At 67.9% G+C, this 24,182-nt stretch carries 19 protein-coding genes; 12 read left to right on the top strand and 7 right to left on the bottom strand.

Annotation, left to right across the window (positions count from 1 at the left end):
- Positions 1-437: 437 nt before the first annotated feature.
- Together glpK and ACO6D5_RS16950 are read right to left on the bottom strand one after the other, a co-directional pair.
- Positions 438-1,964 carry a glycerol kinase GlpK gene (glpK, locus tag ACO6D5_RS16955; protein WP_485826003.1) on the bottom strand — a complete coding sequence of 509 codons (1,527 nt, stop codon included), beginning with the start codon at positions 1,962-1,964 and terminating at the stop codon, positions 438-440.
- Entirely contained in the window at positions 1,951-3,405 is a 1,455-nt protein-coding gene (locus ACO6D5_RS16950) for a DHA2 family efflux MFS transporter permease subunit (RefSeq protein ID WP_315845629.1), read from the bottom strand. The genes glpK and ACO6D5_RS16950 overlap by 14 nt, the downstream gene beginning before the upstream one ends.
- Before the next feature lie 98 nt (positions 3,406-3,503).
- On the opposite strand from ACO6D5_RS16950, the gene ACO6D5_RS16945 reads away from it, so the two are divergent.
- The 4 genes from ACO6D5_RS16945 (at position 3,504) to ACO6D5_RS16930 (ending at position 5,991) form a co-directional block, all read left to right on the top strand.
- Positions 3,504-3,692 (top strand): DUF3460 family protein, encoded by a 189-nt coding sequence (locus ACO6D5_RS16945; protein ID WP_006228003.1) that lies wholly within the window; start codon positions 3,504-3,506, stop codon positions 3,690-3,692.
- 16 nt (positions 3,693-3,708) lie between these two features.
- A complete protein-coding gene (locus tag ACO6D5_RS16940) occupies positions 3,709-4,599 on the top strand; it encodes a segregation/condensation protein A (protein ID WP_315845630.1) in 891 nt (296 codons plus the stop codon).
- A gap of 36 nt (positions 4,600-4,635) precedes the next feature.
- A complete protein-coding gene (panC, locus tag ACO6D5_RS16935) occupies positions 4,636-5,490 on the top strand; it encodes a pantoate--beta-alanine ligase (protein ID WP_315845631.1) in 855 nt (284 codons plus the stop codon).
- 126 nt (positions 5,491-5,616) lie between these two features.
- Entirely contained in the window at positions 5,617-5,991 is a 375-nt protein-coding gene (locus ACO6D5_RS16930; RefSeq protein ID WP_485826002.1) for a response regulator transcription factor, read from the top strand.
- Between the two features lie 187 nt (positions 5,992-6,178).
- Here ACO6D5_RS16930 and ACO6D5_RS16925 read toward each other — a convergent pair whose 3' ends face one another.
- Positions 6,179-6,943, bottom strand: a complete 765-nt coding sequence (locus ACO6D5_RS16925; RefSeq protein ID WP_315845633.1) for a copper resistance protein NlpE N-terminal domain-containing protein — start codon at positions 6,941-6,943, stop codon at positions 6,179-6,181.
- A 193-nt stretch (positions 6,944-7,136) separates the two neighbouring features.
- Here ACO6D5_RS16925 and ACO6D5_RS16920 point away from each other — a divergent pair, with 193 nt between their 5' ends.
- The 8 genes from ACO6D5_RS16920 to ACO6D5_RS16885 all read left to right on the top strand — a co-directional run bounded on the left by ACO6D5_RS16920 (position 7,137) and on the right by ACO6D5_RS16885 (position 19,709).
- Entirely contained in the window at positions 7,137-7,994 is an 858-nt protein-coding gene (locus ACO6D5_RS16920; protein ID WP_315845634.1) for a prepilin peptidase, read from the top strand.
- A gap of 10 nt (positions 7,995-8,004) precedes the next feature.
- Positions 8,005-8,631, top strand: coding sequence for a dephospho-CoA kinase (gene coaE, locus ACO6D5_RS16915; protein WP_485826001.1), 627 nt, complete (start codon positions 8,005-8,007; stop codon positions 8,629-8,631).
- Positions 8,632-8,702: 71 nt separating this feature from the next.
- Positions 8,703-9,455, top strand: a complete 753-nt coding sequence (gene zapD, locus ACO6D5_RS16910; RefSeq protein ID WP_315845636.1) for a cell division protein ZapD — start codon at positions 8,703-8,705, stop codon at positions 9,453-9,455.
- A gap of 143 nt (positions 9,456-9,598) precedes the next feature.
- A complete protein-coding gene (locus tag ACO6D5_RS16905; protein WP_315845637.1) occupies positions 9,599-10,876 on the top strand; it encodes an MdtA/MuxA family multidrug efflux RND transporter periplasmic adaptor subunit in 1,278 nt (425 codons plus the stop codon).
- A 12-nt stretch (positions 10,877-10,888) separates the two neighbouring features.
- Entirely contained in the window at positions 10,889-13,987 is a 3,099-nt protein-coding gene (locus ACO6D5_RS16900; protein WP_485826000.1) for an MdtB/MuxB family multidrug efflux RND transporter permease subunit, read from the top strand.
- Positions 13,984-17,097, top strand: a complete 3,114-nt coding sequence (locus tag ACO6D5_RS16895; RefSeq protein ID WP_485825999.1) for a multidrug efflux RND transporter permease subunit — start codon at positions 13,984-13,986, stop codon at positions 17,095-17,097. The genes ACO6D5_RS16900 and ACO6D5_RS16895 overlap by 4 nt, the downstream gene beginning before the upstream one ends.
- Positions 17,094-18,551, top strand: coding sequence for an efflux transporter outer membrane subunit (locus tag ACO6D5_RS16890; RefSeq protein WP_315845640.1), 1,458 nt, complete (start codon positions 17,094-17,096; stop codon positions 18,549-18,551). The genes ACO6D5_RS16895 and ACO6D5_RS16890 overlap by 4 nt, the downstream gene beginning before the upstream one ends.
- Before the next feature lie 153 nt (positions 18,552-18,704).
- Positions 18,705-19,709, top strand: coding sequence for a Bug family tripartite tricarboxylate transporter substrate binding protein (locus ACO6D5_RS16885; protein WP_485825998.1), 1,005 nt, complete (start codon positions 18,705-18,707; stop codon positions 19,707-19,709).
- Positions 19,710-19,735: 26 nt separating this feature from the next.
- On the opposite strand, the gene ACO6D5_RS16880 is transcribed toward ACO6D5_RS16885, so the two are convergent.
- From ACO6D5_RS16880 to ACO6D5_RS16865, 4 genes are all read right to left on the bottom strand, one after another.
- Positions 19,736-20,986 carry a D-amino acid dehydrogenase gene (locus ACO6D5_RS16880; RefSeq protein ID WP_485825997.1) on the bottom strand — a complete coding sequence of 417 codons (1,251 nt, stop codon included), beginning with the start codon at positions 20,984-20,986 and terminating at the stop codon, positions 19,736-19,738.
- Positions 20,987-21,066: 80 nt separating this feature from the next.
- Entirely contained in the window at positions 21,067-22,566 is a 1,500-nt protein-coding gene (locus ACO6D5_RS16875; RefSeq protein ID WP_485825996.1) for an N-acyl-D-amino-acid deacylase family protein, read from the bottom strand.
- 12 nt (positions 22,567-22,578) lie between these two features.
- Entirely contained in the window at positions 22,579-23,241 is a 663-nt protein-coding gene (locus ACO6D5_RS16870; RefSeq protein ID WP_315845644.1) for a TetR family transcriptional regulator, read from the bottom strand.
- Between the two features lie 4 nt (positions 23,242-23,245).
- Entirely contained in the window at positions 23,246-24,157 is a 912-nt protein-coding gene (locus ACO6D5_RS16865) for a DUF6963 family protein (protein ID WP_485825995.1), read from the bottom strand.
- Positions 24,158-24,182: the final 25 nt, after the last annotated feature.

Raw genomic sequence — 24,182 nt, 5'->3', positions numbered from 1 at the left:
CCCGTCGCTCCACCTCCCCCACCTGATGGCGGGGACCCCTAGCAAACCAATCATCAGAAGCGCGCAAGCGACCACCGCCCCGACGCCCGGAAACGCGTATGCCGAATGCGGCCGCCTGCGCGGCCGCTTGAGGCGGGCCACGTAAATCTCGTCAGTAAGTTGGGATCTAGCGGCGCATCAAGCCAAGACGGCGCAGCCCGTCGGCGGGGTTGGGCTGATGGCGCGCAACCTTGATGCGCCCGAGGGAATCTGAAGGGAAGGCCGCAGGCCTGGACGAAGATGACGAGAGGGCAGTCCGGAGCGAAGGCTCCGGACCGCAATCGTGGGCGCGCGCCATCAGCCCAACCCCGACGATGGGCGCCCCACGAAGCCACCCCAACGCGCCAAGGAATCCCCCCCCCACCTACGAAGCCCTCACTTACACCGACACCAAAAAACTACTTCGCAGCCCCGGCCGCCCACCCTTTGGACAATTCCACCGCCTGCCTCCACCGTGCCATCCGAGCTTCCCGCACCGACGCCGGCCATCCCGGTTCGAACGTCCGTTCCGCCTGCCACTTCGATGCGAACTCGTCCAACCCCGACCAGAATCCCACCGCCAGTCCGGCCAATCCTGCTGCGCCCAGCGCCGTCGACTCCGGCACTCTTGGGCGCACCACCGGCACGCCCAGCAGATCGGCCTGCATCTGCATCAGCAGGTCGTTGCGGGCGGCGCCGCCGTCCACGCGCAGTTCGGTCAATGCGATGCCGCTGTCGCCGTTCATGCAGGTCAGCAGTTCCGCGCTTTGCAGCGCGATCGATTCCAGCGTGGCGCGGGCGATGTGGGCGCGGGTGGTGCCGCGGGTCAGGCCGATCAGCGTGCCGCGGGCGTAGGGGTCCCAGTGCGGGGCGCCCAGGCCGGCGAAGGCTGGCACCATGAAGACGTCGTCCGTGTCCGACACGCTGGCGGCCAGGGATTCGACTTCTTCCGAGCGCTGGATGATGCCCAGACCGTCGCGCAACCATTGCACTGCCGCGCCGGCCACGAACACGCCGCCTTCCAGCATGTACGTGGGGGTCCAGCTGTCTTGGCCGGACTGGGGCAGGCCCCAGCCGACCGTCGACAGCAGATGGTTCTTCGATTGCACGGGCTTGTCGCCCACGTTCATCAACATGAAGCAACCGGTGCCGTACGTGTTTTTCGCCATGCCTGGTTTGAAGCAGGCCTGGCCGAAGGTGGCGGCTTGCTGGTCGCCGGCCACGCCTGCGATCGGGATGGAGCCGCCCAGCCATTCCGGCAGCGCGTTGCCCACGACCGCGCTGCTGGGCGCGATCTGCGGCAGCACGCCGCGGGGGATCTTCAAGAGCGCCAGGATCTCGTCGTTCCAGTCCTGTGTGTGCAGGTCGAACAGCATCGTGCGCGAGGCGTTGCTGGGGTCCGTGCTGTGCACGGCGCCGCCGGTCAGTTGCCAGATCAGCCAGGTGTCCACGGTGCCGAACGCCAGTTCGCCGCGTTCGGCCATCTGGCGCGCGCCCGGCACGTGGTCCAGCAGCCAGGCCAGCTTCGTGCCCGAAAAGTACGCGTCCAGCACCAGGCCGGTCCGCGATTGCAGGAAATCGGCGTGGCCGTCGCGGCGCAGCTGATCGCACATCGGCGCGGTGCGGCGGTCTTGCCAGACGATCGCGCGGGCAAGCGGCCGGCCCGTGGCGCGTTCCCAGATCAGCGTGGTTTCGCGCTGGTTGGTGATGCCGATGGCGGCCACGTCAGCCGCGGTGGCGGCGGCGTTGCGCAGCGCTTCGCGCGCCACGTCAAGCTGGGTGTGCCAGATCTCGCCGGCGTCGTGCTCGACCCAGCCCGGACGCGGGTAGTGCTGGCGGAATTCACGCTGGCCGACGCCGCGCACCACGCCGTCGCGGTCGAATACGATGGCCCGGGAGCTGGTCGTGCCCTGGTCCAGGGCTAGGACAAATTCATTCGTCGTCACTTTGTTTGGCGCCGTTCAGGTGTGCCCCGGCTTGCGGCTCGAGGCGTCTAAAGGAGAAGGTCGAGGCCATGCACATCAGGCCGATGACGATGAAGCCGGCGACGACATCGCTGACTGCAAGCGTCTCGGCGCCGCGCAGGGCCATGCTGACGTTCAGCGTGACTGCGGCCACCCCCACGCCCAGGCTGATGCCCAGCTGCTGCGCCATCGCCGCGAAGCTGCTGGCGCGGCTCATCTTGGCCGGGGGGATATCGGCATAGGTTAGCGTATTTACCCCGGTGAACTGCAATGACCGGAAGAAGCCGCCGACCAGCAGGATGGCGATCATCAGCCAGACCGGCGTGGCCGGGGTGAAGGTGGCGCAGACCATGATGAAGACGCCGGTCAGCAGCGCGTTCACGGTCAGCACGCGGCGAAAGCCGAAGTGCCGGACGATGGGCGTGGCCACGAACTTCATCAGCAGCGCGCCGGCGGCGCTGGCGAACGTGATCAGGCCGGCCGAAAACGGCGACAGGCCGAACCCCACCTGCAGCAGCATGGCCAGCAGGAAGGGCGTCGCGCCCACGGCGAAGCGGCACAGGTTGCCGCCCAGGGTGGAAATGGCGAACGTGGGGATCCGCATCAGCGACAGGTCGATGATGGGGTGTTCGACGCGCCGGGCGTGCCAGGCGTACAGGAAGCCGCAGGCCGCGCCCACGGCGATCATGCCCAGCAACATCGGCAGCGGCATGACGTCGCGGCCGATGGCTTCGAAGCCGCTGACCAGCGTGGCCAGGCACACGGCGCTAAGCAGGAAGCCCAGCCAGTCCAGGCGCGGGGCGGTCTCTTCCTTGATCTCGGCCACGTAGCGCAGCACCAGCGCAATCCCCAGGACGCCGATCGGGATGTTGATCAGGAAAATCCAGTGCCACGACATGTAGGTGACCATGAAGCCGCCCAGCGGCGGCCCGATCACCGGGCCCAGCAGCGCCGGAATGGACAGGAACGACATGGCTTTCAGCAGATCCTGCTTGGGCACGGTGCGCAGCAGGATGATCCGGCCCACCGGCACCATCATCGCCCCGGCCATCCCCTGGATGATCCGGGCCACGACCAGCTGGGGCAGGTCCTGCGAGACGGCGCAGGCGACGGAACTGAGCGTGAACAGGCCGATGGCGGCCACAAACACCCGGCGTGCGCCGTATCGGTCGGCCGCCCAGCCGCTGACGGGCACGAAGACGGCCACGGACAGCAGGTAGGACGTAATGGCCACATTCAGCCGGACGGGCGTGGATCCCAGGGCCCGGGCCATGGCCGGCAGGGCGGTGGCCACGACGGTCGCGTCCAGCATCTGCATGAACAGCGCACAGCCCACAATGAAGGGGATCATGCGCGCCGCGCGCAGCGCGTCCGGGTTCGAGGGCGGAGCGGGGTTGGCGGCTGCTGCGGATTCTGCTGACATGGCGGGAGGGGGCGTTGGGTGCCTGACGATTGTAACGCCGGGGGTTCGCCCGGCGTGAAGTAAACTCCGGGGATCCGAAACCCACTGAAATTGGTGTCATGGCGACCAACTACGAATCCGAGATCACCCTTTTCCTGAAAGACTTCAAGCAGTCGCACCCTGGCACCGAAGAACGCCAGCGCGAAGGCCGCGCCCGTCTTTGGGACAAACCGCAGGACTCGGAGCTGCTGGAAGGCTTCCGCGCGGCCCGCGTGCCGCAGCGCCCGTACGTCTATTCGGCAGACTGATCCCGTTGCGGCAGACATGTCCCAAAACCCTTCAGTCCCGGGCGAGGCACTGGCCAAGCTAGTGGCGCCTACCGTGGACAGCACGCCCGATACCGTCGATAGCGTTGCGTTCGCGCGCCTGTACGGCGAGCCGCTGTTCCAGATGCCGACGGATCTGTACATTCCGCCGGACGCGCTGGAAGTGTTCCTGGAGGCGTTTGAAGGGCCGCTGGACCTGCTGCTGTACCTGATCCGCAAGCAGAACTTCAATGTGCTGGACATCCCGATGGCGGATGTCACGCGGCAGTACCTGTCGTATGTGGACCAGATCCGCATCACCAACCTGGAACTGGCCGCCGAGTACCTGCTGATGGCGGCCATGCTGATCGAGATCAAGTCGCGCATGCTGCTGCCGGTCAGGAAGACCGACACCGGCGAAGAGCCCGAAGATCCGCGCGCCGAACTGGTCCGCCGCCTGCTCGAATACGAACAGATGAAGCTGGCCGCCCAGAAGCTGGACAAGCTGCCGCAACTGGGCCGCGACTTCGTCAGCAGCCAGGCCGTGGCCGACCTCAGCGTCGAACGCATGATGCCCGAGGTCAGCGTGGACGACCTGCGCCAGGCCTGGGCCGACATCATGAAGCGCGCCAAGCTGAATCAGCATCACCACATCACGCGCGAACAGCTGTCCGTGCGCGATCACATGACGCACATCCTGCGGCGCCTGAATGACGTGCGCTTCATGGAATTCGGCGACCTGTTCATGGAACGCGTCCGCGAAGGCGCGCCTGCGGCGGTTGTCGTCGTGCATTTCATCGCCATGCTGGAGCTGGCCCGCGAATCCCTGCTGGAGATCACGCAGGCGGAGCCCTATGCCCCCATTTACGTGCGCCTGGCCTACACCAGCGTGGCGGCGGTCGCGGCCTGATCCTGACCGGGCTGCCCCCAACCCCGGAGAGTCCCCTTGAAAGTCGTACACACCATCCAGGAATTGCGCGATCACCTGCGCGGCCAGAATCGCGTGTCGTTCGTGCCCACCATGGGCAACCTGCACGAAGGCCACCTGTCCCTGATGAAGCTGGCGCGCCAGCACGGCGACCCCGTGGTGGCGAGCATCTTCGTGAACCGCCTGCAATTCGGCCCCAATGAGGATTTCGACCAGTATCCGCGCACGCTGGCGGCGGACATCGAAAAGCTGGAGCAGGCGCGCGACGTCTATGTGCTGTTCGCGCCGAACGAGCGCGAGATGTACCCCGAACCGCAGAGCTACCGCGTGCAGCCGCCGGACGACCTGGGCGACATCCTGGAAGGCGAGTTCCGCCCGGGCTTCTTCGAAGGCGTCAGCACGGTGGTGCTCAAGCTGTTCTCTTGCGTGCAGCCGCGCGTGGCGGTGTTCGGCAAGAAGGACTATCAGCAGCTGATGGTGGTGCGCAACATGTGCCGCCAGTTCCAGCTGCCGGTGGAGGTGTTGGCGCACGAGACGGTGCGCGCCGACGACGGCCTGGCGCTGTCCTCGCGCAACCGTTACCTGACCGAGGGCGAACGCGCCGAGGCGCCGGCGCTGTATGCCGAACTGCAGCACATCGGACAGCGGCTGGCGCAGGGCGAGCGCGACGCGCTGGCCCTGGAACGCGAGGCCGCCGACCGCCTGACGCAGCGCGGTTGGAAGGTGGACTACGTGGCCCTGCGCCGCCAGCAGGACTTGAAGCGCCCCGAGGCCGCCGACCTGCAGGCTGGCGTGCCCGTCGTGGTGCTGGCCGCCGCCAAACTGGGCGCGACCCGCCTGATCGACAACCTGGAACTGGCCTACACGGCCTGATCCTGTCCCGCAGGCCGGGGCGCGCGGGCTCCGCGCCGCCCCGATCCCTGACAGATTTGCCAGCTTCCGCCGCCTGGGGCGGCCGGGCAGACTTGATGTAATCCTACATTGCAAAAAGAGTCGCCCATGCAAGCTCCCCGTCCCGATCTTGAAGCGGTGCTTTCCGCATTGACACCCCGCGAGCGGCAGATCGTCGGCTATGTGGCGGCCGGCCAGCCCAACAAGGTCATCGCCATCGATCTGGGCATTTCGCTGCGTACGGTCGAGGCCCATCGGGCCCGCATCTTGGCCAAGCTCGATGCCCGCAACGCCATGCAACTGGCCTGTCGGCTATGCGCCCACGGCCGCTCAGGCGCCTCGCCCATGCTTGAGGACGCCGCCGGTCCCCACGAACCGCCACCCCGCGCCGGCTCTGCATCGGCGCCGCGCCACGTGCTGCACGCCCCGGCGCCGCCGGCCTACGGGCCGAGCCCGCCGGATGGCACGCCGCTTGATTCGTGATGCGTGTCAGGGCTGCGAGCCCGCATGCCGTCCGCCCATGACGCCCTGCCGATGCGGCTTCGCCCATGCCGTCCTGCCAATGGCAAACCGGGCCTGGCGAACAGGATGTTCGCCAGGCCCGGCGGGGCATTCATTGGACAGAGGGGTCAGGGCTGGCCGTCAGGCTGGTCCTGGACCCTCGGCGCCATCAGGGGCATTGGGGCGCTTGGGCCTTGGCCAGCTCGTCAATCGGATCCAGGTCCGGCTGGCGGGTCAGGTTGTAGTTCAGGTTGGGCGTCTGGCCGGCGATCGAACGCACGCGCAGCACGTTGTTGGCGGCCACCACGAATTCCGCGCGGGCATTGCCCTTGCCGTCCATCAGGATGACGCGCGGCGGGCGTTCATCGGTGGCGTCCCAGCAGCCTTGCTCCGTTACGGCCGGACCCTTTTGGGGGTCGTTTTCCAGATACGCCGTGCGGCCGCGCCAGCGGCCATTGGGCGCCAGGGTCAGCGTGACACGCTGCGCCGTGCATTGCATGGCGGGCGAGAAACACGGCAGCGTGCCCATATACGTTTGGGGCTGCGGCACCAGGCTGTGCGCAGCGGCGTTCGGGGCGGTGGGCGCCGGCGCGGGGGTCGACGCCGAAGCGGCAGTGTCGGCGCCTTCCGGCACGGCTTGGCCGTCTTCGGTCGTCTGGCCGGCCGGCGTGGCTTGCGAGGCCTGGTTTTGCGGCTTGCGGGCGTCGGGTTTCAGGGCAATCTGCACCTGCGACGGGGCACGGATGACGCTGCGGTAGCCCGCGCCCGAGCCCTGGTACTGGGCGTCGGTCACGGTGCTTTCAGCCGGAGGGTCGTAATAGCCTTCGGTTTTCTGCTGGGCGCACCCGGCAGCGCCGAGTGCTGTACCGGCCAGCAGCAGCCCCATGACGCTGAGTTTGCGGGATCGGGTAACGATGTCGACGCGGGCGGTCATGGCAGCTTATCCGTGAATTGAGTCTGTCTCCGATTTTACGCACTTATGCGAAGATTCGATACGTTCCCTTAGCCACTCTTGGGCGTTGCCAGCACTTTATGCACAAATTACGACACGGCCGCAGTTGGGCTGTCTGCTTTTCCGCCATCTGTGCTGCGATGGACCCGGACCGTCGCGCGCATCGGGCTGGCGCATGAGCAGCGTTCATCACGTCTTCGACATCCCGTTGGGCGCCTTCATCGGACTGGCTGCGCTGGCGGGGTTGTTCATCGGCAACTGGTTGACCCTGCTGACCTATCGGCTGCCGCGCATGATGGAACGAGAATGGCAGGCGCAGTGCCTGGATGCGGTCGGCAAAGCGCGGCCGGCCAGCCCCGACGGCCTGTTGCGCCCGGCCTCGCAGTGCCCCGCGTGCCATGCGCCGGTGACCGGCTGGCGCCGGCTGCCGGTGCTGAGCTGGTTGTTGCTGCGCGGCCGCTGCGCCGCCTGCGGCACCCCGATCAGCTGGCGCTACCCTGCGATCGAACTCCTGACCTGTGCGCTGTTCGCCGCCTGCGCGTGGCGCTACGGCGCGACGCCTGTCGCATTGTTCGCGATGGGCCTGTCGGCGATGCTGGTGGCGCTGGCGTGGATCGACTTCGAGTCCACCCTGCTGCCCGACGCGCTGACCCAGCCGCTGGTGTGGGCGGGCCTGCTGGTCAATCTGTTCGACGCGTTCACGACCTTGCCGCTGGCGGTGGTGGGGGCGGTCGCTGGCTATGTTTTCCTGTGGGTTATCTTCCATGTGTTCCGCCTGCTGACCGGGCGCGAGGGCATGGGGTATGGCGACTTCAAGCTGCTGGCCGCACTGGGCGCGTGGTTCGGCATCGAATCCCTGCCCATGGTGCTGCTGGCGGCCTCATTGGTGGGCGTGCTGATCGGCGGCCTGCTGACGCTGTCGGGCCGCGCCGGCCGCGGGCAGCCGCTGCCCTTCGGCCCCTACCTGGCCCTGGCCGGCATCGTGATGCTGCTGCTGGGTGGAGAGCAGGGTTTATGGCAGTTCATGCGCTAGGCAAGAAAGGATGGGCATCATGTTCAAGATCGGTCTGACGGGCGGCATCGGTTCGGGCAAGTCCCGGGTGGCGGACATGCTGGGCGAATGGGGCGCGACGCTGGTCGACACCGATCAGATCGCGCACGCGCTGACGGCGGCAAACGGCGCGGCCATGCCCGCCATCGAACGCGAATTCGGCCCGCAGGCGCTGACACTCGAGGGCGCGTTGAACCGCCAATGGATGCGCGAACGCGCGTTCTCGGATCCGCAAGCGCGGCAGCGGCTCGAAGGCGTGCTGCACCCTGCCATTACCGAAGAGACCGAACGCCAGGCGGCGGCCGCGACCGGGCTGTACCTGGTCTTTGTGGTGCCCCTTCTGGTGGAGTCCCTGGCGCGTTGGCGCACGCGCGTGGATCGTATCTGCGTGGTGGACTGCGACCCGGAAACGCAGGTGGCGCGCGTGCAGTCGCGCAGCGGGCTGACGGAGCCCGCCATCAGGCGTATTATGGCGGCACAGGCTGCGCGGGCAAGCCGGTTGGAGGTTGCGGACGACGTCATCGTGAACGACGGCGCGACATCGCCGGAGCAATTGCGCGCGCAGGCGAAGACCCTGCATGACCGCTGGCTGACGCTGGCGACCACAACGGGCCGGTAAGCGACAAGCTTGGCCGGCACCCCTGAATCCCTCGGCCTCCCGGCCGACCACTGATGGGCCTGTCAAAAAGCGTGATTGTTTACGAATATCCCTTCAATGAGCGCATCCGCGCTTATCTGCGATTGGAATACCTGTTCGACAGGTTGTTCTTCTTTGCTCGCGAGGGGGACTCACGCCAGCATCAGGTTGCCGTCACGTCTCTTTTCGATCTGCTCGACGCGTGCGAACGTACCGACGTGAAAGGCGCGGTGCTGCAAGACCTGGAGCGGCAGCGCATGGCGCTGGTGGGCTTGCGCGATCACCCTGGCGTGGCGCAAGACGCGCTGGAGGCCATGCTGCGCGAACTGGAAAAAGTGGCTAGCGCGCTGGCCGCCCCTGGCAAGACCGGGCAGTCGCTGCGCGAAAACGAATGGTTGACCAGCCTGCGTGGCCGCTTGTCCGTGCCGGGCAGCGCCACGCAAGTGGACATGCCTTCCTATTTCGCCTGGCAGAACAAGACCGAAGCCGCCCGTTGCGCGGACTTGCAGGCCTGGGTATCGCCCTTTCTTCCTTTGTACGATGGCCTGACGCTGGCGCTGCGCCTGCTGCGCGAGTCCGGCCGCAAGACCGATATCGTGGCCGAGCAGGGCGCCTACCAGCAGATGCTGGGCGGCAAGCAATTCCAGCTGCTGCGCGTCTGGGTGGATCCGACCCAGGGCGTGTTTCCCGAGATCAGCGCCAATAAGTACATGATCTGGATACGGTTTTCCACGCAAGACGGCGAATTCAAGCCCCAGCAGGTGGCGCGCGACGTTGCGTTCCAGATGACGCTCTGCAGCTCATAGGTGGGTTAGCGGGCGGGCATCGAAGCGGGCGTTCTTGAGACCGATTCTTGTTGCGGCCAGTTTCAACTCGCGACCGCAATGGTAGAAAAGGCGACCGACTAGTAGACAATACGGCTTTCTCCGTCAGTGCCGGAACCGTTTCCATGTCCGATAGTCGTCCTGTTTCCCCGCCTTCCCGCTGGACCCGCCGCCGCATCATTGGATTGGTGGTGTTGTTGCTTGCCGTGGCCGTCATTGCCTGGCTTGCGCTGCGGCCGTCGGCCAAACAGGGCGCGGCCGGCGGGCCTGGCGGCCGTGCTGGCGGGGGACGGCCCCCGATGGCCGCCATGGCGAACCTGGCCGTGCCGGTGCGCATCGCCACCGCCGCGACGCAGGACATCGACATTTACCTGAAGTCCCTGGGCACCGTCACGGCCTACAACACGGTCACCGTGCGCAGCCGCGTCAGCGGCGAACTGGTGGACGTGGCTTTCCAGGAAGGCCAGCGCGTGAAGGCGGGCGACCTGCTGGCCCAAGTGGACCCCCGGGCCTTCCAGGTGGCCCTGGACCAGGCGCGCGGCACCCAGATGCAGAACCTGGCCCAGCTGGAGAACGCGCGGCGCGACCTGCAGCGTTATCAGGCCTTGTTCAAGCAGGATTCCATCGCCAAGCAGCAGGTGGACACCCAGGCCGCGCTGGTGCGCCAGTACGAAGGCACGGTCAAGAGCGATCAGGCCAATGTGGACAACGCCAAGCTGCAACTGGATTACGCCCGCATCACCGCGCCCATCAGCGGCCGGCTGGGGTTGCGCCAGGTCGACCGCGGCAACCTGGTGTCCAGCTCGGACGCGAACGGGCTGGTCGTGATTACCCAGACCCAGCCGATTTCGGTGGTGTTCACGTTGCCCGAAACCCAGCTGCCCGAAGTGCGCGGCGAAATCGCGGCCGGCAAGACGCTGACGGTCGACGCGTATGACCGCGCCGACACCCGCCGCATCGCCACCGGCGTGCTGGAGACCCTGGATAACCAGATCGACGTCACCACCGGCACGCTGAAGCTCAAGGCCAAGTTCGACAATGCGGACGACGCGCTCTTTCCCAACCAGTTCGTCAACGTGCGCCTGCATGTGCTGACGCGCAAGGACGTCACCGCCATTCCCACCGCCGCGATCCAGCAGGGGTCGGCGGGCGCCTTCGTGTTCCTGGTGCAGCCGGACAACACCGTCCTGGTGCGTCAGGTGAAGCTGGGCGCCATCAACAACGGCATGGTGGCCGTGAACGAAGGCCTGCAGCCGGGCGACCGCGTCGTCACGGAAGGCACTGACCGCCTGCGCGCCGGCGCCAAGGTGGAAGTGGTGGGCGGCGCGGAAGTGATTCCGGCCACCCGCGACAAGACGCTTGGGGCAGGGGCGCCTGCCGGCACCACGCCCGCGTCCAAGTAAGCCGAGGCCATCGTGAGCCCGTCGCGCCTGTTCATCCTCCGCCCCGTCGCCACCACGCTGGCGATGGTGGCGATCCTGATCGCCGGTTTCATCGCCTACCGGATGCTGCCGGTGTCGGCGCTGCCCGAGGTGGACTACCCGACGATCCAGGTGGTGACGCTGTACCCCGGGGCCAGTCCGGACGTCATGACCTCGCTGGTCACCTCTCCCCTGGAACGGCAGTTCGGGCAGATGCCAGGCTTGAACCAGATGTCGTCCACGAGTTCAGGCGGCGCCTCGGTCATCACGATGCAGTTCAACCTGACGCTGCCGCTGGACGTGGCCGAGCAGCAGGTGCAGGCGGCGATCAATGCCGCGTCGAACCTGCTGCCCAGCGATTTGCCGGTGCCGCCGACCTACAACAAGGTGAACCCGGCGGACGCGGCCGTGCTGACGCTGGCCATCACGTCGCCCACCATGCCCTTGCCGCAGGTGCGCGACCTGGTGGACACGCGGGTGGCGCAGAAGCTGTCGCAGATTCCGGGGGTGGGCCTGGTCAGCGTGGCGGGCGGCCAGCGGCCGGCGGTGCGGGTGCAGGTCAACCCGCAGGCGCTCGCGGCCAACGGCCTGGCGCTGTCCGACCTGCGCACCGCGATCGTGGGCGCCAACGTCAACCAGCCCAAGGGCAACCTGGACGGGCCGTTGCGGTCCACCACGATCAACGCCAATGACCAGCTGAAGTCGCCCACCGACTACAACGACCTGATCATCGCCTACAAGAACAACGCGCCGCTGCGCCTGTCGGACGTGGCGCGCGCGGTCGAAGGCGCCGAAGACACGCGCCAGGCCGCCTGGGCCGGCGACAAGCCCGCCATCCTGCTGAACATCCAGCGCCAGCCGGGCGCCAACGTGATCGACGTGGTCAACCGGATCCAGGCGCTGTTGCCGCAACTGCGCGCGGCCTTGCCCGCCACGCTGGACGTCACCGTGGTGTCGGACCGCACGCAGACCATCCGCGACTCGGTGGAGGACGTGAAGTTCGAAATGCTGCTGGCCGTGGGGCTGGTGGTCATGGTGACCTTCGTCTTCCTGCGCAGCCTGACGGCCACGCTGATTCCCAGCGTCGTGGTGCCGCTGTCCCTGGTGGGCACCTTCGGCATCATGTACCTGGCGGGTTTCTCCATCAACAACCTGACCTTGATGGCGCTGACGATCGCTACCGGCTTCGTGGTGGACGACGCCATCGTCATGATCGAGAATATCGCCCGCCATATCGAAGAGGGCGAAACGCCCTTGCAGGCGGCGTTGAAGGGCGCCTCTCAGATTGGCTTCACGCTGATTTCGCTGACGTTTTCGCTGATTGCCGTGCTGATCCCGCTGCTGTTCATGACGGAAGTGGTGGGGCGGTTGTTCCGGGAATTCGCGATCACGCTGGCGGTGTCGATCCTGATCTCGCTGGTGGTGTCGCTGACCCTGACGCCGATGATGTGCGCGCGCCTGTTGCGCGCCGAATCGGAGCAGAAGCACGGCCGCTTCCACACGGCCACGGGCAACTTCATCGACCGCGTCATCGCCGGCTACGACCGCATGCTGCAGGTGGTGCTGCGCCATCAGCCGCTGACGCTGCTGGTGGCGCTGGGCACGTTCGCGCTGACCGTGGTGCTGTACATGGTGGTGCCCAAGGGCTTCTTTCCGCAGCAGGATACCGGCCTGATCCAGGCCATCACGCAGGCGCCGCAATCCATTTCGTTCCCCGCGATGGCCGAACGGCAGCAGACCGCGGCCCGGCTGGTGCTGGAAGACCCCGACGTGCAGGCGGTGTCGTCCTTCATCGGCGTGGACGGCAGCAACGCTACGCTCAGCGCAGGGCGCATGCAGATTTCGCTCAAGCCCCAGGCCGAGCGCAACGGCGACCTGCGCACGGTGATGGCGCGCCTGCAGGAATCGCTGGGCAAGCAGGACGGGCTGATCGTCTACATGCAGCCCGTGCAGGACCTGACCATCGAAGACCGCGTCAGCCGCACGCAATACCAGATGACGCTGTCCAACCCCGACCTGAAGGTGCTGAGCGAATGGACGCCCAAGCTGGTGGACCGCTTGCGCCAGGTGCCGGGGCTGAAGGACGTGACCGACGACTTGCAGGACGACGGGCTGCAGACCTGGGTCGAGATCGACCGCGACGCGGCGTCGCGGCTGGGCATCACCGCCGCGGTGATCGACGAGGCGCTGTACGACGCCTTCGGGCAGCGGCTGATCTCCACCATCTTCACGCAATCCAACCAGTACCGCGTGGTGCTGGAAGTGCAGCCGCAGTTCCAGATGAACCCGGCCGCGCTGGGCCAGATCCACGTGCCGACGTCGACCGGCGCGCAGGTGCCTTTGTCGTCGGTGGCGCACATCTCCGAAGGCCGGACCGTGCTGGCCGTGAACCGGCTGGACCAGTTCCCGATGGTGACGGTGTCGTTCAACCTGGCGCCGGGGGCGTCGCTGTCCAACGCGGTCCAGGCCATCACCGCCGCCGAAGCCGAAATCGGCCTGCCGGCCGGTGTGGAGACCCGGTTCCAGGGCGCGGCGCTGGCGTTCCAGAACTCGCTGACCAGCACGCTGTGGCTGATCCTGGCCGCGGTGGTCACCATGTACATCGTCCTGGGCATCCTGTACGAAAGCTACATCCACCCCATCACGATTCTGTCTACCCTGCCGTCCGCCGGCGTGGGCGCCTTGCTGGCGCTGTTGATCAGCGGCACCGAACTGGACATGATAGGCATCATCGGGATCATCCTGCTGATCGGCATCGTGAAGAAGAACGCCATCATGATGATCGACTTCGCGCTGGACGCCGAACGCAAGCGGGGGCTGACGCCGCGCGCGGCCATCCACGAGGCGGCGCTGCTGCGTTTTCGCCCCATCCTGATGACCACGCTGGCCGCGCTGTTCGGCGCCTTGCCGCTGATGCTGTCGACCGGCACGGGCGCTGAACTGCGCCAACCGCTGGGCCTGGTGATGGTGGGCGGCCTCTTGCTGAGCCAGGTGCTCACGCTGTTCACCACGCCGGTCATCTACCTGATGTTCGACCGCATGTCGCGCCGTTGGCGCGGCGTGCGCGAACCGGCGGCCGGGGACGCGTCATGATCCTGTCGGCGCCCTTCATCGTCCGGCCGGTAGCGACCACGCTGCTGAGCCTGGCGGTCGTGCTGGCAGGCCTGCTGTCGTTCTTCCTGTTGCCGGTGGCGCCCTTGCCGCAGGTCGACATCCCGACCATTTCGGTGTCGGCCAGCCTGCCGGGCGCCAGCCCCGAGACGATGGCCTCCAGCGTGGCCACGCCGCTTGAGCGGTCGCTGGGCAGCATCGCCGGCGTGACCGAAATGACCTCCAGCAGCTCGCAAGGGTCCACCCGCGTCACCTTGCAGTTCGACCTGTCGCGCGACATCAACGGCGCGGCGCGCGACGTGCAGGCCGCCATCAATGCGGCGCGCTCGCTGTTGCCTACCAGTTTGCGCAGCAACCCCACGTATCACAAGTCCAACCCGTCGGACGCGCCCATCATGACGCTGGCGCTGACCTCCGATACGCTCAGCCAGGGGCAGCTGTACGACATCGCCTCGACCATCGTGGCGCAGAAGCTGGCGCAGGTGGACGGCGTGGGCGAAGTCACCGTGGGCGGCAGCTCCTTGCCGGCGGTGCGCGTCACCGTGCTGCCGGGCGCGCTGGCCAACCGCGGCGTGTCGCTGGACCAGCTGCGCGCCACGCTGGCCAATGCCAACGCCAACCGGCCCAAGGGCGTGCTGGAGAACGACCGCTACCACTGGCAGATCATGGTCAGCGACCAGTTGAGCCGCGCCGAGCAGTACCGGCCGCTGATCGTCGCGTGGAACGACGGCGCGCCGGTGCGCGTGTCGGACGTGGCCAAAGTCGAGGATTCGGTCGAAGACCTGTACCAGACCGGGTTCTTCAATGAACGCAAGGCGATCCTGATGATCGTGCGCCGGCAGGCCGACGCCAACATCATCGAAACCGTGGATGCCGTACGCGCGCAACTGCCCGTGCTGCAGGCGCTGATGCCGGCCGACGTGAACATGACGGTGGCGCAGGACCGCACGCCCAGCATCCGGGCGTCGCTGCACGAAGCCGAACTGACGCTGATCATCGCGGTGGGCCTGGTGGTGCTGGTGGTGCTGCTGTTCCTCAGGCGCTGGCGGGCGGCCATCATCCCCAGCGTGGCCGTTCCCGTGTCGTTGATCGGCACGTTCTGCATCATGTACCTGTGCGGCTTCACGCTGAACACGATTTCGCTGATGGCGCTGATCGTGGCCACCGGCTTCGTGGTGGACGATGCCATCGTGGTGCTTGAGAACATCATGCGGCATGTGGAGAACGGCATGTCGCCGATGCGGGCGGCCCTGCGCGGGTCGCGCGAGGTCGGCTTCACGGTGCTGTCGATGAGCCTGTCGCTGGTGGCGGTGTTCATTCCCATCCTGCTGATGGGCGGCGTGGTCGGGCGACTGTTCCGCGAATTCGCCGTGACCTTGTCGGCCGCCATCATGGTGTCGCTGATCGTGTCGCTGACGCTCACGCCGATGATGTGCGCGCGCCTGCTGCGCCATGAACCGAAGGAGCAAAAGCCGCCCGGGCGGCTGGCGCGCTGGTCCGAACGCGGCTTCGAGTCCATGCTGGACGGCTACCGCCGCAGCCTGCGCTGGGCGCTGGCGCATGGCCGGCTGATGATGCTGATCCTGGCGGTCGCCGTGGGCTTGAACATCTATCTGTACACGACGGTGCCCAAGGGCTTTTTCCCGCAGCAGGACACGGGGCAGTTGCTGGGCTTTTTCCGCGTGGACCAGGGCACCTCGTTCCAGGCGACGCTGCCCAAGCTGGAAGCGCTGCGCAAGGTCGTGCTGGCGGACCCGGCGGTGCAGAGCATGACGGGCTATGCAGGCGGACGCGGTGGCAGCAACAGCAGCTTCATGCAGATCCAGTTGAAGCCGCTGGGCGAACGCGACGTATCGGCAGACGTGGTCATCAACCGGCTGCGCGGCAAGCTGCAGAACATGCCGGGCGCGCGCATGTTCCTGGTGTCGCAGCAGGACATCCGGATCGGCGGGCGCCAAAGCCAGGGCTCCTACGACTACACGCTGATGTCGGGCGACTTGCAATTGCTGCGCACGTGGATGCCCAAGGTGCAGCAGGCGATGGCGAAGATCCCCGAGATTACGGACGTGGACACCGACGTCGAGGACAAGGGCCGCCAGATCAACCTGGTGATCGACCGCGAGGCCGCCACGCGGCTGGGCGTCAGCATGTCCACCATTTCGACGGTGCTGAACAATTCGTTCAGCCAGCGCCAGGTATCGGTGATGTACGGGCCGCTGAACCAGTACCACGTGGTGCTGGGCCTGGAGCCCAAATTCGCCGAAGACATCGAGTCGCTCAAGCAGGTCGAAGTGATCACCTCGACCGGCGCGCGCGTGCCGCTGCTGGCCTTCGCGCGGCTGGAGAACGCCAACGCGCCGCTCAGCGTGCAGCATCAAGGGCTGTTCGTGGCGGACACCGTGTCCTTCAGCCTGGCGCCCGGCGTGTCGCTGGGGCAGGCGACCGCCGCCATCGACGCGGCGGTCGCCCGCATCGGCTTGCCCTCGGATCAGATCCAGGCGGGCTTCCAGGGCACGGCGGCGGCCCTGCAGCAGACGCTGGCGCAGCAGCCCTGGCTGATCCTGGCGGCGCTGGTCACGATGTATATCGTGCTGGGCATCCTGTATGAAAGCTTCGTGCATCCGCTGACGATCCTGTCGACGCTGCCGTCGGCCGGCCTGGGCGCGCTGCTGGCGTTGCTGCTGTTGCGCTACGACTTCACGCTGATCGCGCTGATCGGGGTGTTCCTCTTGATCGGCATCGTGAAGAAGAACGCCATCATGATGGTGGACTTCGCCCTGGATGCCGAGCGCAACCAGGGGATGGCCCCGCGCGACGCGATCTTCCAGGCCTGCCTGACGCGGTTCCGCCCGATCATGATGACGACGATGGCCGCCATCTTCGGCGCGCTGCCGCTGGTCGTGGCTACCGGCGCCGGCGTCGAGATGCGCCAGCCGCTAGGCATTACCATCGTGGGCGGCCTGGTGCTCAGCCAGATCCTCACGCTGTACACCACGCCCGTGGTCTATCTCTACCTGGACCGCTTCCGTCTGTGGGCCGCGCGCGGGCGCGGTCCCCGGAAGGGCGCTCCTGCTTCCATAGAACAAACATGATCCGTATCAAGCCGCTTTCGAACGCCTTCCTTCCTCGCAGCGCGGTCACGTTGGCGCTGTGCGCGCTGCTGGGCGCCTGCGCGGTCGGCCCTGACTACCAGCGCCCCGAAATGGATGTGGGTGCCGCCTACAAGGAGGGCCAGGGCCAGGATCAGGTCGAAGGCTGGAAGCCCGCCGAGCCGCGCGACGACGCGGACCGTGGCCAGTGGTGGCGGGTATACGACGACGCGACGCTGAACGGGCTGGTCGATCGCCTGAACACGTCGAACCAGACGATCGCGCAGGCCGAAGCCAATTACCGTCAGGCGCTGGGCCTGGTGCGCGCGGCGCGCGCCGGCTTCTACCCGACGGTGGGCGCGGGCGCCGGCATGTCGCGCGCGGGCAGCGGCACCGGCACGAACGGTTCATCGTCGTCGTCGGGCAGCAACGTGTCGAACCAGTACTCGGTGACGGGCAGCATCAGCTGGGAGCTGGACGTGTGGGGCCGTGTGCGCCGCAGCACCGAATCGTCCGAGGCCAGCGCGGCGGCCAGCCTGGCCGACCTGGCGGCGACGCGATTGAGCGCGCAGGCGGCGCTGGTGCAGACCTATCTGCAATTGCGCGTGCTGGACGAGCAGAAGCGCCTGCTGGACGCCACCGTGGCCGCCTACGAGAAGTCGCTGCAGCTGACGCAAAACCGCTACGACGTCGGCGTGGCCGGGCAGGCCGATGTGGCCGTGGCGCGCACGCAGGTGGAAAGCACGCGCGCCCAATCGATCGACCTGGATTGGCAGCGCGGCCAATACGAGCACGCCATCGCGGTGTTGATGGGCCAGGCGCCGTCCAAGTTCGGACTGGCGCCAGCCGTGTTCACGCTGCAGTTGCCCGAGATCCCGGTGGGCTTGCCGTCCGAACTGCTGGAGCGCCGCCCTGACATCGCCGCGGCCGAGCGCCGCGCGGCGGCCGCCAACGCGCAGATCGGCGTGGCGCAGGCCGCCTGGTTCCCGTCCTTGACCTTGTCCGCCGACGGGGGCTTTCGCAATGGGCAATTCGCCGACCTGCTGACGGCGCCTGCGCGCTTCTGGTCGTTGGGGCCGGCGTTGGCGTTGACGATCTTCGACGGCGGCGCGCGCGCGGCGCAGGTCGAACAGGCCCGCGCGGCGTACGACTCGCAGGCGGCGGCCTACCGCCAGGCCGCGCTGGTGGGCCTGCGCGAAGTCGAGGACTACCTCATCCAGTTGCGCGTGATGGAAAACGAACAGGTCGTCCAGCGCCGCGCACTGGAGTCCGCGCGGGAATCGTTGCGCCTGATCCAGAACCAGTACAAGGCCGGCCTGGTGGACTACCTGAGCGTGGCGGTCGTGGACGCCACGGCGCTCAACAGCGAGCGCAACGCGCTGAGCCTGCTGGGCACGCGCCTGGTGGCCAGCGTGAACCTGATCGTAGCCCTGGGCGGCGGCTGGGACGGTTCCTAGGGATAACGCCTAATCTCCTGCACTTTCGTTGACAAGTTTTCGGCGCCGGTTCTTAATGCGACGAAAGTGACCATGCGGTCACGTTCGTCGCGCAGTACCGACACCGAATTCCGTTTGATCAATCGAACACGCGTTACGCGAAGGGGAAAGAGGATGGGCTGGTCAACTCATTGGCGGACGGCCGCCAGGGCAGGACGCTGGACAGGCGTGGCGGCGGCCGCCACGCTGGCGTTGAGCGCGGCGGCGTCCGCGCAAGAGTGGCCGGCGCGGCCGATCACCCTGATCGTGCCGTTCCCGCCCGGCGGCACCACCGACCTCTTCGCGCGCACCATCGCCCAGCACATGCGGCCGGCGCTCGGCGAGTCCATCGTGGTCGAGAACAAGCCGGGCGCGGCGGGCAACCTGGGCGTGGCCGCCGCGGCGCGCGCGCAGCCCGACGGCTACACTATCGTGCTGGGCTCCGTCGGCACGCAGACCGTCAACCAGTTCCTGTACGGCAACATCGGATTCAACCCTGCCACCGACCTGGTGCCGCTGGGCATGATCGCGTCGACGCCCAACGTCATGGCGGTGGCGGCGGGATCGCCCTGGCACAACCTGGACGACGTGATGAAGGCGGTGAAAAAAGACCCCGGCAAGTACTCCTACGCGTCGCCGGGCATCGGCTCGTCCGTGCACCTGACGGGCGCCTATTTCGAATCGCTGGCCGGACTGCAGATGCTGCATGTGCCGTTCAAGGGATCGTCGGCCGCGATACCCGCCGTGATCGGCGGACAGGTCGACATCCTGATGGACAACCTGCCCAGTTCCATGGCGGCATTGAAGCCCGGCGGCCGCTTGCGCGGCATCGCGGTGACGTCGGCCGAACGCAGCCCTGCCGCGCCCGACCTGCCCACGATGGCCGAAGCCGGCCTGCCCGGTTTCGAGGTCACGGCCTGGTCCGGCCTGTATGCGCCGCGGGGCACGCCCGCCCCGGTCGTCGACAAGCTGATCGCCGCGATGAGGCAGGCCTTGAAATCGCCCGAGCTGCAGCAGTCGCTGGCGCAAGGTGGCGCCACGCCCGGCAATCTTTTCGGCGCCGATCTGGCCGCGTTCGAAGTGAAGGAACGCGACAAGTGGGGCACGCTGATCAAGAGCCGCGGCATCAAGGCGGACTGAGCGCGGCGCGGGCGCCCGCCCGCGCATCACGCCAGGGCGAAGGCGGCGGCGTCCACGGCAGGGCTGCGGCCCTGCATCAAGTCGGTCAGCATCCGCGCGCTGCCGGCGGCCAGCGTGAAGCCCAGGCCGCCGTGGCCGGTGTTCAGCCATAGGTTGCGGTAGGGCGTGGCGCCGATCAGCGGCTTGCCGTCGGGGCGCGCGGGGCGCAGGCCAGCCCAGGCCTCGGGCGGGCCTGCCGGGTTCAGGTCCGGGAAGAACTGCGCCACGTCGCGTTCCAGGCTTTGCACGCGGCGCGGATCCACGGCGTTGCCGCCCGTGCCGATGTCGACCATGCCCGCCACCCGCAGCCGCCGGCCCAGCCTCGCATACACCACCTTGCGCCGGATATCGCTGATGCTGGCGTTGGGGGCGACGCTGTCCGGCGTCAACGCATACGTCAGGCTGTACCCCTTGAGCGGATAAATCCGCAGGTTCAGCCCCAGTTGCCGCGCCAGCGGCGGCGCGCCCATGCCGCTGGCCAGCACATAGTGGTCGGCCTGCAGCTCGCCCGCGGCGGTGGAGACGCCCACGACGCGCCCGCGCTCGGACCGCAACGCCGTCACGCGGGTATTGAAATGGAAGCGCACGGGGTCCGCCGCCGCGAGCAAGATGCGCTCAAGCTCCGTGCATAGCCGTTGGCAGTCGCCCGCGTCTTCGGTCGGGGTGTAGAGCGCGCCCTGGATGCTGGCGCCGATGCCGGCCAGCGCGGGTTCCATGTCCAGGCAGGCGCGCGCGTCCATGACGCGCTGCTCGCTGCCCAGGGCCGCCAGGTAGTCGCGTTGCGCCAGCGCGTGCGTGTACGCGCCGGCGTCTTGATAGACCAGCAGTTTGCCCGACGACGAGAAATCGAAATCGGGATTCTCCTGGCGTACAAGCTCATGCACGCACAGGCGGCTGTACATGCCCAGGGACAGCAGTTCGCGCGTGGTGGAGCGGCTTTTGGCGCGCGTGCAGGCGCGCAGGAAGGCGAGGCTCCAGCGCCATTGGTCGGGATCCAGGCGCGGCCGGAAACGCAGCGGCGCGTCCTGCGCCAGCAGCCATGAGGGCAGCTTGGGCAGGACGGCAGGGTCGGCCAGCGGGGCGACGAAGCTGTAGCTCAGCTGCGCGCCGTTGGCCATGCTGGTGGCTTGCCCGGGGCCCGAGCCCGCGTCGACGACCGTGACGCGATGGCCCGCGCGGTGCAGGAAGTAGGCGGTGGTCATGCCGACCACCCCCGCGCCGATGACAACAATGTGCATGATGCTCCAGGGAGGCGCCGCGCGCGGGCGCGGCGTTCAGGGTGGGCGCCCGGCCAGCCGGGCGTGCGGCGGCGGGGGAATCAGGCCGCCCAGGCAGGGGTTTCGAAGCCGGGGGCCGCGCGGTCGTCGCCGCGCAGCAAGCGGCCGGGGCGGGCGCCAGTCGCGGCGCCGTCTTCCTCGACCAGCTGGCCGTTGACCAGCACCGCCTGGATGCCCGTGGATGGCAGCGTCGGCTCGGCGAAACTGGCCAGGTCGGCCACCGTTGCCGGGTCGAAGACCACCACGTCGGCGTAACAGCCGGGGCGCAGCACGCCGCGGTCCTTCAGGCCGAACTGCGCGGCCGTCAGGCTCGTCATGCGGCGGACGGCCTCTTCCATGCCCAGCACCCTCATCTCGCGCACGTAGCGCGCCAACACACGCGAAAACGCGCCCCACAGGCGCGGATGGGGGCGCTGGTCGTGCGGCAATCCGTCGGATCCGATCATGACGCTGCCATGGCTGATGACGCGCTTCACGTCGGCTTCGTCCATCGAGAAATAGATCGCGCCGCCCGGCGACAGTTCTTCGGCCAGGCGGGTAGGGTCGCGGCCTTCGCGCGCAGCCAGTTCGCGCAGGTCTACGCCCTGGATTTCGGGGCGCGTCTGCGACCAGGTGACGATGATCTTTTCGCCAGCGGCCACGCGGCGCGGCTCCAGGATGGTGGAGGACGCCGAATAGGGATAGACGTCCATGCCCAGCGGCTGCTCGGCGCGCATGCGGTCGTAGAGCGCCAGCGTTTCGGCCGTGCGGCCGTGGTTGTGCTTGCCGGTGACCTTGTGGTGCGACAGGATGGCCGGCACGTCGGCCGCGCGGCCGATCAGGAAGGCCTCTTCCATCGCGTCGCAAACGTGGTCGGCTTCGTCGCGCAAGTGCGTGGTGTACAGGCCGCGCCAGGCGGCCAGCGGCTCGGCCACGCCGATCACTTCTTCGGTGCTGGCGTGCATGGCGGTCGGGTAGTAAAGGCCCGTGGACAGTCCCGCCGCGCCGGCGGCCATGGCCTGGTCCAGCGCCTGCCGCATGGCGGCGATTTCTTTCTTGTCGGCGGGGCGGTCCAGCCGGTCCATGGCGGACACGCGCAGGCTGGAGTGGCCCACCAGCGCCAGGCTGTTGACGGCGGCGGGCGCGGCCGCGAGCGCGTCGGCGTAATCCTGCATGCGGGCGTAGAGCTCGCCCGTGTGCTTGGCCAGCAGGTTCAACGGGGGCGGCACCACGTCGCCCGGCGTGCGCACGGGCGCCAGGCTGATGCCGCAGTTGCCGGTGACGACGGTAGTGATGCCCTGGCTGACCTTGGGCCGCATCAGCGGCGTGCCCAGCAGCGCCCGGTCGTCGTGGGTATGGCAGTCGATGAAGCCCGGCGACACCACCTTGCCCGTCGCGTCGATGCGGCGGCGCGCTCGCCACGCCGCGCCATCGCCCATGGCGGCAATGCGTTCGCCGCGGATCGCGACGTCGGCGCGGCGGGCGGGGCCACCCAGGCCGTCGGCGACTTGGCCGCCGGTGATGATGAGGTCGTATTCCTGCTGGTCGGGATGCTCGGGCATGAGGGCAAAGGCTCAGGTTTCTGGGTCGGCGGCCTGCGCGGTGCCGCGGCGCGCCTCCAGGTTGGCAAGGGATTCGGTATTCAGGTCGTCAGGAAAACCATGGGCCACCAGATGCTCCAGTGCGCCGCCGATGCGGTCCCAGCCTTCCGGCGTGCGCAATGGGACGCCCAGAAAGTGGGATTCGGTCTTGGCGCGCAGCATCAGGTAGAGCACGCCCGCCAGCATCACGCTGACCATCGCCGGCATGTCGGCCTCCGGCGCCAGGCCGTCGATGCGGTCGATGAAACCGCGCGCGGCCCGTTCGCGCCGTTCGGCGAGGGGGGCGGACACTTCGTTGCGTTCGATGAGTTCCCAACGGCGCACTTCGCGCAGCGTCTCATTGCCGGCCAGCGCGTCGATCTGGGCGCGCAGCATGGACAGCACAAGCTCGCCGGGCGTGCGCTGGCTGGATTCGCCCGCGGCCAGCAGCCCGGGGTTGCGGGTCCAGAAATCCTGTTCCTGCATCCAGGCCAGCATCAAGCCGGGCATGCCGTCGAAGTAGCGGTAGATGAGTTCCTTGCTGACGCCGGCGCGCTTGGCGATCGCGTTGATGCCGACGCCGCCCATTCCGGTTTCCAGGATCTGGGCTTCCAGCGCTTGCAGGATCTGCCTTTCGGTATTCTCGCGTCGCGACATAGGCCTATTCCTTCATGATGATGAGGGAGCGGGCGGGGTCCGGCACGCCGTACACCCGGCCGTCGGCCATGTCGGCGGTGAGTTCGCTGACGGTGTGGCCGATATGCCTGCCATCTTGCCAGACTTCGCTGCCCAGGTAGACGGCATTGGCGCGGCGCGGCGACTGCGGCAGCGACGGGTCGGCCTGTTCGATGATCAGGATGCGCCCTTGCGCACTCACCAGCACGCGGTCGCGGGCCGCGGAGGTGACGGTGACGGGTGCGTGGAGGGTCAAGGCGCGATAGGGCATGGCTTCACCGGTCAAGGCATACCAGGCCAGATCCGCCATCGCGTCGGCCAGCGGCGGGGACGGGTGGATGGCGTTATGCAGCACGGCGACGCGGCATTGGCCGTTGTCGCGATGGGCGAGCCCCAGATCGGGCCGGCGGGCGACGCGCCGCGTATTGCCCCAGGCAAGTTCACCCGCGGCCGACACCGCGATCAGGCCGGCATCGATTTCGGGGTGCGTCCGCAGCACGTGGTCCACGGCGTCGGCCGGCGTGGCGCCCGCGGCCATGCGGCCGAGCACGGCCTGGTTCAGCGCGATGCCGCCTTCGCCCGGCCGGTTGGGCAGCCGGTGCCCGGTCACCAGTCCCACGCCATCGACGCCGGGCAGGAACTGCACCAGCGGTTCGGGGCGGTCCGGGCCGCTTTCGATCAAGGCCGCGCGGCGCGCCAGCAGCCAGTCCGGCGGCAGGTCCAAGGCGGTGACGCCGCCGCGCTGGCACCACCTGTGCCGTACGCGGCCGTCGTCGTCCATGACGGCGAACACGGCGAAGCCGCCGATCGCGCCGTGGCCCATCAGTTCGGCGGCCAACGCCGCCGCCCGCACCGCCGCGCCCGCTTGCGGGCCGGATGCCGCGACGCCGATCGTCATGCGTGGCTCCTTTCAGCGTTCACAG

The sequence above is a fragment of the Achromobacter sp. genome (genome assembly GCF_057314935.1).
This window is presented reverse-complemented; position numbering and strand designations above follow the sequence as displayed.

What these genes read in the sequence shown, in the direction of transcription:
- ACO6D5_RS16880 (WP_485825997.1), bottom strand. Translation starts at nt 20,986, where the DNA reads ATGCACATTGTTGTCATCGGCGCGGGGGTGGTCGGCATGACCACCGCC.
- ACO6D5_RS16925 (WP_315845633.1), bottom strand. Translation starts at nt 6,943, where the DNA reads ATGACCGCCCGCGTCGACATCGTTACCCGATCCCGCAAACTCAGCGTC.
- ACO6D5_RS16920 (WP_315845634.1), top strand. Translation starts at nt 7,137, where the DNA reads ATGAGCAGCGTTCATCACGTCTTCGACATCCCGTTGGGCGCCTTCATC.
- ACO6D5_RS16895 (WP_485825999.1), top strand. Translation starts at nt 13,984, where the DNA reads ATGATCCTGTCGGCGCCCTTCATCGTCCGGCCGGTAGCGACCACGCTG.
- ACO6D5_RS16870 (WP_315845644.1), bottom strand. Translation starts at nt 23,241, where the DNA reads ATGTCGCGACGCGAGAATACCGAAAGGCAGATCCTGCAAGCGCTGGAA.
- ACO6D5_RS16945 (WP_006228003.1), top strand. Translation starts at nt 3,504, where the DNA reads ATGGCGACCAACTACGAATCCGAGATCACCCTTTTCCTGAAAGACTTC.
- ACO6D5_RS16885 (WP_485825998.1), top strand. Translation starts at nt 18,705, where the DNA reads ATGGGCTGGTCAACTCATTGGCGGACGGCCGCCAGGGCAGGACGCTGG.
- ACO6D5_RS16890 (WP_315845640.1), top strand. Translation starts at nt 17,094, where the DNA reads ATGATCCGTATCAAGCCGCTTTCGAACGCCTTCCTTCCTCGCAGCGCG.
- ACO6D5_RS16930 (WP_485826002.1), top strand. Translation starts at nt 5,617, where the DNA reads ATGCAAGCTCCCCGTCCCGATCTTGAAGCGGTGCTTTCCGCATTGACA.
- ACO6D5_RS16950 (WP_315845629.1), bottom strand. Translation starts at nt 3,405, where the DNA reads ATGTCAGCAGAATCCGCAGCAGCCGCCAACCCCGCTCCGCCCTCGAAC.
- ACO6D5_RS16905 (WP_315845637.1), top strand. Translation starts at nt 9,599, where the DNA reads ATGTCCGATAGTCGTCCTGTTTCCCCGCCTTCCCGCTGGACCCGCCGC.
- ACO6D5_RS16940 (WP_315845630.1), top strand. Translation starts at nt 3,709, where the DNA reads ATGTCCCAAAACCCTTCAGTCCCGGGCGAGGCACTGGCCAAGCTAGTG.
- ACO6D5_RS16875 (WP_485825996.1), bottom strand. Translation starts at nt 22,566, where the DNA reads ATGCCCGAGCATCCCGACCAGCAGGAATACGACCTCATCATCACCGGC.
- coaE (WP_485826001.1), top strand. Translation starts at nt 8,005, where the DNA reads ATGGGCATCATGTTCAAGATCGGTCTGACGGGCGGCATCGGTTCGGGC.
- ACO6D5_RS16865 (WP_485825995.1), bottom strand. Translation starts at nt 24,157, where the DNA reads ATGACGATCGGCGTCGCGGCATCCGGCCCGCAAGCGGGCGCGGCGGTG.